Source organism: Spiroplasma gladiatoris (assembly GCF_004379335.1).
Taxonomy (GTDB): domain Bacteria; phylum Bacillota_I; class Bacilli_A; order Mycoplasmatales; family Mycoplasmataceae; genus Spiroplasma_A; species Spiroplasma_A gladiatoris.
The window spans coordinates 585,073-598,388 of record NZ_CP038013.1 but is presented as its reverse complement, the minus strand read 5'-3'; the positions used below and the strand labels follow the sequence as shown (position 1 = coordinate 598,388).

Below are 13,316 nucleotides of genomic sequence, written 5' to 3'. Positions count from 1 at the left end.
AACGACTAATTTGTTATTTTAACTAAATTAACTTATAATAGAGAAGACATACTAATAAGGAGCGTGTTTTTTATGTTAGAAAAATTCTTGAATAAAGAAGAAAAAAAATTATTTTCTAAAAGAAACCTAAAAAGAATAAAAAAAGAAGACTTTTTTTCTTATCTTGAAATGGAAGAATCTCTTTTAGAATCTTTAAAATCTAAATTATTGACAGATGATGTAAAAAACCCAATATTAGAGGCTGAAGTTGAAAACCAACAATTATTTGTAGATCATTTAAATAAATATTATTATGAAGTAGTTTTACTTGAACCAAATACAAAAACAGAAGAAGTTAAAATTTTTGAAAAAGAATTAAACAAAATTATGAAACCAATTAATAAAATTCAAAAAAAAGGACCTAAATGGTAAAACAAGCAGTATTTATTAAATCAGGAGCAGCTAAAAAAGATTGAATTAATGATAATATTCCTGAGATTTGTTTTGTTGGAAGAAGTAATGTTGGAAAATCTACTTTTATAAATGCTTTATGCAATCAAAATAAACTTGCAAAAACAAGTTCAACACCAGGTAAAACTAGATTATTAAATTTTTTTGATATTAATAATTCAACTTTTAGAATTGTTGATGCACCAGGTTATGGATATGCAAGAGTAAGTTTTGCTCAAAAAGAAGCGTTTGGTGAAATGATGGAAGATTATTTGGTTAATCGAAAAAATTTAAAAGGGGTATGTCAATTAGTTGATTTAAGACATAAGCCAACAATTGATGATAAAAATTTATATAGCTTTTTTAAAAAAAATAATATTAGGGTTTTAATAGTAGCAACAAAAAAAGACAAATGTAAACGAAATGACATTATTAAAAATGAAAAATTGGTTAAAAATGAACTTCAATTAGATGAAAAAGATATGTTTATATCTATTTCATCTACTGATAAAAATAATCTAAACGATGCTTATAATTTAATCGAAAAAGTAGTTTTAAATTAATGAAAATGCTATTGTTTAATTGTCTTTTTTTACTTATTTACTAAAACAATTAAAATAAATCACTATTAAGAGTTAAAATATAACTAGAGGATGAAAATATGAATAGATATAAAAAAGTAGCAGCTTCAGATTTAGATGGAACCATTGTTAAAGAAGGTAATATTATTGCTGAATCTAATAAAAAACTAATAAGTGAGTTTATGTTAAAAACAAATAACGCTTTTACAATAGTTACAGGTAGAAATTATTTTTCAGCAGTTCAACATGCAGTTGATTTAAAAATAACGTTACCGATTATTACTACAAATGGTACTAGTTTAATTGATCCAATTAATCATAAATATATTGATCAACATCATTTTTCAAATCAACAAGGTAACCAAATTTTAGATGAGCTGTATAATAACAAATTAAATTTTTATTTATTAAATGATTTTGAAATCTTTGCTCTAGAAACAATTCACTTCGCAGATAAAGATCATCAAGAAAAGTTTAACTTTGTAAATCACTTAGATGATTTTGCACATTTTTATAAAACAACTGATGATCTTTACAAAGCAATTAAAAAGAATGTTAAAAATACATTCACTTCATTAAATGTTAGTTGTATAACTGAAGATGAAGTTAATAAGGCTTATGAAGTTTTAAAACCTTTTGAAGTAGAAATTTTAAGATTTGACTATGAAGGTAGAACTACTCTTGAAATTTATAAAAAAGGAGCAGGCAAAGATTGAGGGCTAAAAGCTTTAGCAAAACATTTAAATCTTAATGAAGATGATTTATTTGTTTTTGGTGATGAATTCAATGATTATCCGATGTTTAAAAACTTTAAAAATACTTATGCAGTTGGTAATGCTATTGAAGGTATTAAAAAATTAGCAAAAGAAGTTATTTTACCAATTAATGAAGATGGAGTTGGTAAAAAACTACATGAACTGTTAACAGAATTTGTATAAAACCTATAAATATAAAATATTTAATAAATTTATTTAAATAATAAATAGGAGGAAAAAATGAGTATTTTAAAAAAAGATATAAAATTTAATAATGGATTAAGCATTCCACAAATGGGTCTAGGAACTTATAAATTAACTAATAAAGAAGAAATTGTTGAATCAATTCATGCTGCTTTAAAAACAGGTTATCGTCACATCGATACTGCTGTTATTTATAAGAATCAAAAGCTAGTAGGGGAAGCGATTAAGAGTAGTGGGGTAAGAAGAGAGGACATTTTTATAACTTCAAAAATTTGAAATGATTCTCATGGTTATAATGAATCAAAACAAGAAATAGATTTAATTTTGAAAGAATTAGATGTTGAATATATTGATTTAATTTTAGTTCATTGACCAACACCAAAACGTTTAGAATGTTGAAAAGCACTTGAAGAAGCTGTCCAAGAAGGAAAAGTAAAATCAATTGGAGTAAGTAATTTTTTAATTGAACATTTAGAAGAATTACTAAAAGTTGCAAAAATTAAACCTGTTATTAATCAATTTGAATTACATCCAGCATTAACTTGTAAAAAATTAGTAAATTATTGTAATGCAAATGATATAGTTGTTGAGTCTTGAGGAACTCTAATCAGAGGAAAATGTTTTGAAATTGATCAAATTAAAGAACTTGCAAAAAAATATCAAAAATCTGAAGCTCAAGTATGTTTAAAATGGGCACAAAAAAATAACTTTGTCATTATTCCAAAATCTTCTAGTCAAAAACGTGTTATTGAAAATGCAAATATTGATGATTTTGACTTAACAACACAAGATTTAGAATTATTAGCAACTATTGTCGAACAAAGAGATGGTCCTGATCCAGCAAATTTTGACTTTTAAATATTTAAGATTAAAAAACACAAATAAAAATTGTTTTTTTTGATTTTATAAATTATCTAATATAAAATTTAATATTTTTAAATCAATATTTTCTGATATTAAAAAGATATTAAGCATTTTTATTATTTCAGATTCACATATTTCATCCATATCAAGTCCAACTCCAGCATATTGATAACTTCTTGTGAAATTATCAATTTGATGTTTCATACTACTTTTTTCAATTTCATTTGCTATTTTTGAAGCAATCAAAGTAACATTTATATCTTCATTTTCTTGAAAAATTTCAACAGATTTTCAATAAGCAATTAAAGCCTTATTTGTGATTATGTTAAACTTATTTTCTAAATTGATTCTTGTGCTTTTGACTAAAATTTCTTTTGAAATGATTGTTATATGATTTTTAAAAGCATTAATAGCATATTCAATTTGATTTTTATACATAATTAACTCCTATTTTTTATATTTTATATTAATTTAATAGTTTATTAACTTTGTATTTGATATAATTTTATTAATAAAAAGGGGAATTAAAAAGTCGTGGAAGATTATCTTTCGAAAAATTTAAAAGATATTGAAACAAAATTAAATACTAATTTTAAAGAAGGTTTAAGTAGTGATCAAGTTGAAGAAAACTTGAAAAAATTTGGAAAAAATGAATTACCACAAGGAAAGGTAAAACACTGATTTTTTGTGTTTTTACATTCTTTATTTGAACCTATTCAAATAATATTAATGATAGCAGCTGTTATAAGTGTTATTGCTCCATTAATTGGAACAACTTGAAAAGTATCAATTGAAGATTTTATTGATTTTATTGTTATTTTTTTAATTGTTATAATTGATGCGATTTTAGAAACAATTCAAACTTTAAAAGCAAGAAAATCTATGGATGCTTTAAAAAGTCTTTCAAAACCAAAAGCAATTGTTATAAGAAATGGAAATCAACAAGAAGTTGATGCATCTAGTTTGGTTGTTGGAGATATTATTGTTTTAGAAGCTGGAAAATATATTCCAGCAGAATTAAGAATAATTGAAGCTAATGGTTTAATGATTGATGAATCTATTTTAACTGGTGAATCTGTACCTGTTGAAAAAACTGCAGATGTTGTAAGTAACACAAACATTTTAGCAGAAATGAAAAACATCGGATTTATGTCAACTTTTACAACGGCTGGAAGAGCAATTGGAGTTGTGATTAAAGTTGGAGTTGATACTGAAATCGGAAAAATTGCAACTTCAATTAATGATAACGACGAAGAAGCAACTCCATTAGAAAAAAAACTAAGTCAATTTACATTAATAATTGCACTTTTAAGTTTTTCATTAGGAATAATTATTTTTATAACTTTATTCTTTTCAGGAGATAAAGAAGCGTGATCAAATTATTTAATGGTTGCAATCACTTTGGCGATCGGAGTTATTCCTGAATGTTTAGCAGCAATTATTTCTATTACTTTAAGTTTAAGCGCTAGAAGAATGGCTAATGAAAATGTTATTGTAAAGAAATTAAAAGCTGTTGAAACTCTAGGAAGTGTGAATGTAATTTGTACTGATAAAACTGGAACTTTAACACAAAATAAAATGACCGTTACAAAGTTAGTAATGGATAATAAAATAATTGATTCTAAAAAATATGTAAGTCAAAAAAAAGATGAACATCTTGATTTATTTTTAAAAGCTTTAGTATTATGTAACGATTCAGTTACAGAAGGTGAAGAAAGAATCGGAGATCCAACCGAACTTGCATTAGTTGACTTTGCTGAAGTTACAGGATTAGACGAACAAGAAGCAAGAGATAGTTTTCAAAGGATTAATGAGTTACCATTTGACAGTGAAAGAAAAATGATGACAACAGTAAATACAATAAATAATAAAAATTTAGTATTTACAAAAGGAGCAATCGATCAATTAATTAAATGTTGTAAGTATATTATGATTGATAATGTTACAAGAGAAATTAGCGATCAAGATAAAGAAGATTTATTAAATATTGCAAAAAAATTATCAAAAGACGCATTAAGAGTTTTAGCTTTTGCTTATAAAGAAGTAGTTGACCCAACAAATAGTATGAGTTATGAAAGTGATCTTGTATTATTAGGAGCAGTTGGAATGATTGACCCTGTTAGAGAATCAGCTGTTTCTGCAGTAAAACAAGCAAAATCTGCTGGTATTAGAGTTGTTATGATAACTGGTGATCATGCAGTTACTGCTTTAGCAATCGCAAGAGATTTAGGATTGGCAACTGATGAAGTTGAAGTTATGAGCTCAGAAAAATTAAATACAATGAGTGATGATGAACTTTATGATGTTATTGAACAAATTCGAGTTTTTGCAAGAGTTAATCCAGAACATAAAGTAAGAATTGTTGACGCTTTACAAAAACGCCAAAATATCGCAAGTATGACGGGAGATGGGGTAAATGATGCTCCTTCTCTTGCCAAAGCAGATATTGGTGTTGCTATGGGAATTACTGGGACTGATGTTGCAAAACAAGCAGCTGATGTTATTTTAATTGATGATAACTTTGAAACCATTATCAAAGGAGTTGACGAGGGAAGAAATGTTTATGCAAAAATAAAGAGAGCAATAACATTTATTTTAGGAGTTAACTTAGCAAACGTTTTATCAATATTTATATTGTCAACAATAAATACAGTTTCACCATTAGAAGCAACAAACATTTTATGAATGAATTTAATTGTTGAATCATGTATTGCTATTGCAATAGGAATGGGGAAAAACGACTCATCTCTAATGAAGGTTAAACCAATAAAAGGAAAAAACTCATTATTTAGAGGATTATGATTCTCAATGTTTAAAATTATTTTCTTTTTAACACTTGTTTCTATTGCTGGATTTTATTTTGGAATGTCTTTTGTTGACGAAGAACATCTTAAAACTATATTAGATAGTTTTAAAAATGATCCAAATTATGCAAATAGTTTTTCAAGTGTTGATACAGCTAGCTTAGCAAAAGAAGGGTGATTTCAAATTTTTAGATATCATAACGAAATTCCAATGCTTGTTAAATTAGAAATTGGAGATTATGGTAGAACTTCAATCTTTATGGTTATTACTTGTTCACCTTGTTTCTTTGCTAACTTAATCAAATTAAGTCAATGAAAAACAAGTAAAAAAATTAATTTTGTACAAAACAGACCGTTGATATATTCTTCATTAATTGCAGCGGGTCTAAATGCAATTGCGTTGTTCGTACCAGGAATAAACAATAATATTTTAAACTTATTAAATACTCAAGAATATTTTGATCATTGATATATGCTTCCAGTTATTTTTGGATTTGTATTATTACCAAGTATTGGAATCTTAGTTACTGATGGAGTTGTATTTGTAAGTTATCATTATTTTCCAGACCCAAGAAGAAGAAATCAAAAAATAGTAAAATCATTCATTGAAAATGATAAACTTGTTGAAGCCCAAAAAAAAGCTAAGTTAAAATCAAATTCTAAAAGAGGTCAAGTATAATAAAACTCGCTCATTATATAATTGCGAGTTTTATTTTCTATTTTTTTTTGGTATAGTTAATATATAAGTATTGTAATGATACTTAATAAACATTAAATCTATATTATTAAGGTATAATTAGATGTAAAAGGATGATTACACATGGAAATCAAAGTAACAAAATATAAACAATCAGTATTAAAAATCTTAATCGTTTCAATTATATTATTTGTAATTTCAATTATTGCAACATCTGTATTATTCGCTATTGATATTAGACACATTAGGAGTTGAACTACTGGTATTATTGCACTTTTATTAGTTCTTAGTATTATGTTGTTTGTTGCAGTACTTTGTGGATCAATTTTTTTGATAAAAAATCGTAAAATTGATGATATTGAAAGATTAAAAGTAAAAAAAGCATTGGATTTTGGATTATTTTATTTTAAAGTATCTTTAAACATAGATAAGAGCATAGATAATAAAATTAAAGAAGAAAATGCAAAAAATAAAAAATAAAATTTATGTGTTAATCTCTTTAAATAAAATTTATTTTAAATTACTTTTTTAAGGAGGAGTTATGAAATTAAATCTAATTAAAAACCAACAAAAATTTTTAAGTAAAATTTTAGTATTTAAACCTTTAAAATTTGCTTATTTTGTTGTAGATCAATTTTTATTTTTAATTACTTTATCATTATTTTTATATAGTATTATCAAAGGCAATAGAGAACCTAGTTGAGATAATATTACTGTTTTAGCTTTAACTTCTTATTTACTATTAAAATTTATAATTGTTAATTGATTTGGGTTAAACACATATTTTAAATATATAAGAGTATTTAACTATAATTTAAAAGTTGATAAAAATAAAGTTAAAATTTATAGAAATGTTGATTATGCACCACTTTGATATATTTCTTTAAGAATTTTTTCAATAATTGCAGTTGCAATTATTTGTATGTATGAAACTCAAAACTTAGTTAATTCAAAAAATATCTTAAATGCAACTATCACAATATGTTTAAATTTATTATTAATTCCATCATTTATTAACACTTTTAACACAATTATTAGTGATAAAAAAGGAATTGAAAATAATTATACAAAATTAGTAAAAGATCAATACTATTCAAATGAAAGTTTATTTGAAAATATCGAATGATCTGAACGTCAACTAAATTTAAATTGTAAAAATGTAGATTTAGTTTCTAAAAATGGAGTATTTGTCACTTTAAGTTTTGATGATTTAAATTCAAAAGAAGCAAAAGATGTCCAAGAAATTAACCAAAAAATATTAGAGCGTTATAAAGAAATTTGAAAAGTTTATTATGAATTATTAAGAGAAAGATTTAAAAATAAATTCTCAAGAACTGCTTCAAAAAAATTGTATTGAATTGAAAGAATTTATGATCATATATTCTTAGATTTTTATGCAATTTAAACAATTAGATAAATAGGAAGTGATTTTATGAAAGGAATAGTTAAAAAAGTTTTTAAAAAAATAACAAAGCCTGCATATACGGTTTTGTTATTTTCTTTTTTATACCTTTCAACTTCCATATTCGAAATACATGTATCTTCAAGAAATCAATTTTACTTTTCGATTTTATTGAAAAACATTTTAGATATATATCTGTTGATATATTTTTCAATATTTTATATTTTTTTATTAAAATATTTTTCGATAAAATTTTTAAAAAAAATAGAATATAAAACTTTTTTAAAAAAAGAATTATTTTATACAATAATAAAAATGAATTTAATATTAATCCCATTTGTTATTATAATTTCTTATCACATTTTTAACTTTTTAACTTTTTTTAATGAAGAACTTGATTTTAAATATATTTTATTTCACAAACTAGATCATTGGGGTCGTATCGGAGAATTTGTTAGTAAAAATATTTTTGAATATATCTATTATTACTTAAGAAATATTTTGTGAAATGATTATTATGTTACTTTATTATCAATGTCAGGATTCACTTTTGTTTGTATTGTAATAATTACAATTATTATCTTTTTTTATGAATCAACATTAGCAAAAAAAGATAATATTGTAATAAAAAAAATACTAAAATCACTAAAACAAAATACTTTAATTTATGAAAATGTTATGTCTAAAAACAAATATTTTGTTATTAATCAAATTTTAGAAGAAATTAAATTAAAACATTATTTAAATATTAAAAATGAAGAAAATTTAAATGTTGCAAATTACAAAAACTCACAATTAATTGTTTCTTTTAAAAAAGCTAGTGAACCTCCACTTGTAGTTATTTAAACTTTACAAGTGTGTATAATTAACTTTATATATAATTTTAAGTATTATAATAAAAATATTAATTAAAGGAGAATAAAATGCTTAGTAAAATAAAAATTGGAGTATTGTTAATTTGCTATAGTGTTTGTTTAATCGTCGGGGTTACACTAACGTTGTTAAAGTATTTTAACCATATGGAAATATATAAATTATTTACTTGATTTCATTTAATTTTTATTTTAATTCTTATAGCTGGTGCATTTTATATTTTAATCGAACAATCAATTAAAAATACAACTAGAACATTAACTTATGGAATTGTTTATTGCATAGTAGAAGCAATAATTTCAATTATAATTTTGTTTACATGATTAGTATCGGTTTATTTTTTCATAATCGATTTTAATACAATTTGAATTGATGTTGCAACAATCCTTATTACTATTTTGTTAGGAATTGTTGGAATTGTTTATCTAATTATGCTTATTCCTCTATTAATTTGCGATGATTAATGTATAATATTTTAGAATGTAAGGAGTAAAAATAAAGCTATTTTCAGAGAGTTAGTGGGTGGTGTGAACTAATAAAGTTTTATTTTGAAGGTTAGACATTTTAAAAAACTTAATATTAAATTAAGAGAACCTTTTAAAAAAGGTTAATTAGGATGGTACCGCGAATAATAATTTCGTTCCTATTTATTATTTATAATAAATAGGAACTTTTTTTATGAAAGGATTAAAATGAAAAAAGAAATTGAAAAAAAATATAATCATATCGTAGTTGAAAAAAACAAATATGATTTTTGAGTTAAAAACAACTATTTTAAAGCCAATAGTAACTCAAAAAAACCACCTTACTCAATAGTTATTCCTCCACCAAATGTTACTGGTAAACTTCATTTAGGACATGCTTGAGATGGGTCTTTGCAAGATACTTTAATAAGATTTAAGAAATTATCAGGATATGATACTTTATTTTTACCTGGAATGGATCATGCAGGGATAGCAACTCAAGTAAAAGTTGAGCAAAGATTAAAAGAAGAAGGTGTAAATCGTTTTGATTTAGGAAGAAAAGCATTTCTTGATAAAGTTTGAGAGTGAAAAGAAGAATATGCTTCAACAATTAGACAACAATGAGAAAAACTTGGTTTAAGTCTAGATTATAGTTTGGAAAAATTTACATATTCTCCTGAACTAAATAAACTTGTAAATCATGTTTTTGTAACAATGTATGAAAAAAAACTTATATACAAAGATAAACGCATTGTAAATTGAGATCCAATTCAAAAAACTGCAATTTCGAATATTGAAGTTATTTATAAAGATACTAATGGAGCTATGTACTTTTTTAAATATTATTTACAAAATAGTAAAGAATATTTAACAGTTGCAACAACTAGACCTGAAACTATGTTTGGAGATGTTTGTGTTGTTGTTAACCCTAACGATGAACGCTATAAACAATATATTGGAAAAAATGTAATAAATCCTGTAAATAATCAAATTATTCCTATAATTGGAGATGATTATGTAGAAATTGAATTTGGAACTGGTGTTATGAAATGTACTCCAGCACATGATCCAAACGACTTTATTATTGGGAAAAAATATAATCTAGATCAAGTTATTTGTATGAATATTGATGGTACAATGAATCAAAATGCTTTAGAATTTGAAAATTTAGATCGTTTCTTAGCGAGAGAAAAATTAGTTGAAAAATTAAAAAATCAAGATTTATTTATTAAAAAAGAAGAAATAGTTCATCAAGTTGGATATTCTGAAAGAAGTAATGCCATTGTCGAACCATATTTATCAGAACAATGATTTGTAAAAATGGATAAATTAGCAAATCAAGTTTTAGATTTTCAAAATAGTGATCAAAAAATTAATTTTTATCCAAAAAGATTTGATGATGTTTTAAAAAAATGAATGCAAAACATTAATGATTGAACAATTTCTCGTCAACTATGATGAGGACATCAAATTCCTGCATGATACAACAAAAATAATGATCAAATGTATGTTGGAATCGAACCTCCAGTTGATATTGAAAACTGAGTTCAAGATGAAGATGTATTAGATACATGATTTTCTTCTGCGTTATGACCATTTGCAACATTAGAATGAAATCACCAAAATCCAAGTAAATTATTTGAAAGATATTTTCCTACTAATGTTTTAATAACTGGATATGATATTATTTTCTTTTGAGTAGCAAGAATGGTGTTCAGTTCTCTAGAGTTTACAAAACAAAAACCATTTAATGATTGTTTATTACACGGTTTGATTAGAGATGAACAAGGTAGAAAAATGTCTAAATCACTTGGTAATGGAGTTGATCCTATGCAAGTTGTTGAAGAGTTTGGAGCAGATTCTATGCGTTACTTTTTACTAACAAATTCTTCTCCTGGACAAGATTTAAGATATAGTGAAGAAAAACTTAGAGCAAGTTGAAACTTCGTAAATAAAATTTGAAATGCTTCAAGATTTGTAATGTTAAACATTGATGAAGTTGTTTCTAGTGAAACATTAAATAGTTTGATTAAAAAAACAAAATCTTATCAAAATGTGGCAGACAAATGAATTTTAAATAGACTCAGTTTAGCTAAAAAAAATTATTATGAATCATTTAATAAGTACGAATTCACTTTAACTGGAAAAACAATTTACAACTTTATTTGAGAAGATTATTGTAGTTGATATTTAGAACTTTCTAAAGCTGAATTAAATAGCCAAGATTTCCAAAACAAAGAAGTTACAAAAGCGGTATTAGGGTATGTTTTAAAAGAAATTTTAATGATGTTACATCCATTAATGCCATTTATATCTGAAGAAATATATCAAAACTTAGATTTAAAAAAATCAATTTTAGATGAAGTTTTTGAAAATGATTCCTATGATTTTGAAATCATAGGATTTGAAGAAATAGTTATTGAATCTATTAATAAAATTAGAGAGTTTAGAGTATTACATGAAATAAAAAATATTAATCATATTAGCTTTAATTTAAATGATACAAATTCTAAATTCACAAGTTTAGGTCAAGATTTAATTGAAGTTATGAACAAATATTTACAAACTTTAACTAATTCAAGTGTTGCAAAAAAAACATTAAATACTAAATTCACTTCAATTCCTGTAGGAGACTGTTTTTTAGAAATTGAGAACAGTGATTTTATCGATCAAGAAAAACAAATTTTAAAACTTGAAGAAAGAAAAATAGTTTTAGAAAATGAAATTAAAAGATCAAAAAATTTATTAAACAATAAAAACTTTTTAGAAAAAGCTAATGAGGTTAAAATTCAATCAGAAAAAGATAAAGCAAAAGATTATCAATATCAATATGATTTAATAATTGAAAAAATTAAAGAACTTAAAAATAAATAATATGTATAATTATTATAAGAGGAAAAAATTTTGAAAAAAATTGTATTGATTTTATCAGTATTTATGTTTTTTACATTTCAATCATCGTTTATTTATTCGTGTCATTTTAATTATCTAATTGGTTATGACATACCTGTTCAACCAAAAAGTGTAGAAGAAATTAATAATATATTAGAAGGTTTAAATAAAGATTTGGATGATTTATCAAAAGAAGATAATGTAAAACAATTTTTTAATTACACTTCATTTTCTTCAACGTATTATAGTGCAGAAGAAAATTATGAAAATATCATAAAATTTAAAAAAGACAAAAAAGTACAACTTTATATAAGAAAAAAATATTTAAGTTATGCTTATTTATTTAAGTTTAAGGTTTTTGAAAAGTTTGATGGTAAGCAACCAAATGATTTAAAAGATTTTCCTAGTTGATATTTAAAAGAATATTATAAATGTTATAGCGCTTTAGTAAATAAAAATGATAAGTGTGATGAAAAAAAATTAGAAAAAATTATAGAATGTATGTCTGAGTCAACTAAACGTTTTATTAAAGACATCTATAAAAAATTTATAAAAGTTTCAAAATAAAAGTTTAAGCTTTTATTTTTTTTATAAAAAAATGATAAATTTTTTACATAATTTAACGATTATTTTATTGGAGGAATTTTAATGAAAAAAGTTTTTCTTATAATGACTTTAATTATAATAGGGATATTTAGTTTATCTTTTTTATTGAATAAAAAAACTAACAATAAAGAATCTATTGTAGAAAAAAATGAATTTGTTACATTTAAACTTATTTATGATATTAAACTAGAAAATGAATCATATATACCAAAAAAGTTTGTTTATTCAAAAACACTTACAAATGAAACTAAAATTTTAAAAGAAAATCATCTTCAGTTTGTATTTTTATATTTTACAATTAAAGAAAAATCTGATTTTGTAAAAACAAGAATAATTTGGTTATTACCAAAAGATAATATAAAAACAATCAAGACATTAAGAAAAAACTTGAAAGAAAAGTTTTTTCAAGATAAAGGAATAACAGAAAGTGTAAGTAAAAAAACAGTCAAAATTCTCAAAAATATTAAGAAAAGTTTTGATGAATGTTACAAAGAATTAGGACCTATCTATAGTAAAGGAGAATATAATATTGCCTTTTACAAAGAAGCTATTCCTAAACTTATCCAATAAAGTTAGTTGATTCTTATACACTGTTATTTCTGTTATATTAGTAATTTTAACTTTTAAAATATCTAATATAATTTTATGTACTTTTATCTATTTATTTATACCTTTGTTATATTTTATAAGTATTAAAAAAACATATAAATTCTTTATTTTATACATAATATTCTTCACATATTTT

The 13,316-nt window shown here is 23.6% G+C and carries 13 protein-coding genes; 12 read left to right on the top strand and 1 reads right to left on the bottom strand.

What is annotated here, in order from left to right; translation table 4 throughout:
* Positions 1–72: 72 nt before the first annotated feature.
* The 4 genes from SGLAD_RS02775 to SGLAD_RS02760 all read left to right on the top strand — a co-directional run bounded on the left by SGLAD_RS02775 (position 73) and on the right by SGLAD_RS02760 (position 2,827).
* Positions 73–411, top strand: a complete 339-nt coding sequence (locus SGLAD_RS02775) for a hypothetical protein (protein ID WP_134297522.1) — start codon at positions 73–75, stop codon at positions 409–411.
* Entirely contained in the window at positions 405–992 is a 588-nt protein-coding gene (gene yihA / locus SGLAD_RS02770) for a ribosome biogenesis GTP-binding protein YihA/YsxC (RefSeq protein WP_134297521.1), read from the top strand. The genes SGLAD_RS02775 and yihA overlap by 7 nt, the downstream gene beginning before the upstream one ends.
* A 98-nt stretch (positions 993–1,090) precedes the next feature.
* Complete coding sequence (locus SGLAD_RS02765) at positions 1,091–1,948, top strand: HAD-IIB family hydrolase (protein ID WP_134297520.1); 858 nt, start codon at positions 1,091–1,093, stop codon at positions 1,946–1,948.
* Positions 1,949–2,005: 57 nt separating this feature from the next.
* The gene (locus SGLAD_RS02760) at positions 2,006–2,827 is read left to right on the top strand and encodes an aldo/keto reductase (RefSeq protein ID WP_134297519.1); all 822 of its coding nucleotides are present in this window, start codon (positions 2,006–2,008) and stop codon (positions 2,825–2,827) included.
* A 45-nt stretch (positions 2,828–2,872) separates the two neighbouring features.
* Here SGLAD_RS02760 and SGLAD_RS02755 read toward each other — a convergent pair whose 3' ends face one another.
* Positions 2,873–3,271 (bottom strand): hypothetical protein, encoded by a 399-nt coding sequence (locus tag SGLAD_RS02755; protein ID WP_134297518.1) that lies wholly within the window; start codon positions 3,269–3,271, stop codon positions 2,873–2,875.
* Between the two features lie 96 nt (positions 3,272–3,367).
* Here SGLAD_RS02755 and SGLAD_RS02750 point away from each other — a divergent pair, with 96 nt between their 5' ends.
* From SGLAD_RS02750 to SGLAD_RS02715, 8 genes are all read left to right on the top strand, one after another.
* Positions 3,368–6,316 (top strand): cation-translocating P-type ATPase, encoded by a 2,949-nt coding sequence (locus SGLAD_RS02750; RefSeq protein WP_134297517.1) that lies wholly within the window; start codon positions 3,368–3,370, stop codon positions 6,314–6,316.
* A gap of 141 nt (positions 6,317–6,457) precedes the next feature.
* Positions 6,458–6,814, top strand: a complete 357-nt coding sequence (locus tag SGLAD_RS02745; RefSeq protein WP_134297516.1) for a hypothetical protein — start codon at positions 6,458–6,460, stop codon at positions 6,812–6,814.
* Positions 6,815–6,875: 61 nt separating this feature from the next.
* Complete coding sequence (locus tag SGLAD_RS02740) at positions 6,876–7,739, top strand: hypothetical protein (protein ID WP_134297515.1); 864 nt, start codon at positions 6,876–6,878, stop codon at positions 7,737–7,739.
* Positions 7,740–7,766: 27 nt separating this feature from the next.
* Positions 7,767–8,582, top strand: a complete 816-nt coding sequence (locus SGLAD_RS02735) for a hypothetical protein (RefSeq protein ID WP_166739167.1) — start codon at positions 7,767–7,769, stop codon at positions 8,580–8,582.
* 77 nt (positions 8,583–8,659) lie between these two features.
* On the top strand, positions 8,660–9,073 hold the full coding sequence (locus SGLAD_RS02730; RefSeq protein ID WP_134297513.1) for a hypothetical protein: 414 nt from the start codon (positions 8,660–8,662) through the stop codon (positions 9,071–9,073).
* Between the two features lie 228 nt (positions 9,074–9,301).
* Positions 9,302–11,947 (top strand): valine--tRNA ligase, encoded by a 2,646-nt coding sequence (locus SGLAD_RS02725; RefSeq protein WP_134297512.1) that lies wholly within the window; start codon positions 9,302–9,304, stop codon positions 11,945–11,947.
* A 30-nt stretch (positions 11,948–11,977) separates the two neighbouring features.
* Positions 11,978–12,532: a hypothetical protein gene (locus SGLAD_RS02720; protein ID WP_134297511.1), complete on the top strand. Its 555-nt coding sequence runs from the start codon at positions 11,978–11,980 to the stop codon at positions 12,530–12,532.
* Positions 12,533–12,613: 81 nt separating this feature from the next.
* Positions 12,614–13,141, top strand: a complete 528-nt coding sequence (locus SGLAD_RS02715) for a hypothetical protein (protein WP_134297510.1) — start codon at positions 12,614–12,616, stop codon at positions 13,139–13,141.
* Positions 13,142–13,316 lie beyond the last annotated feature (175 nt).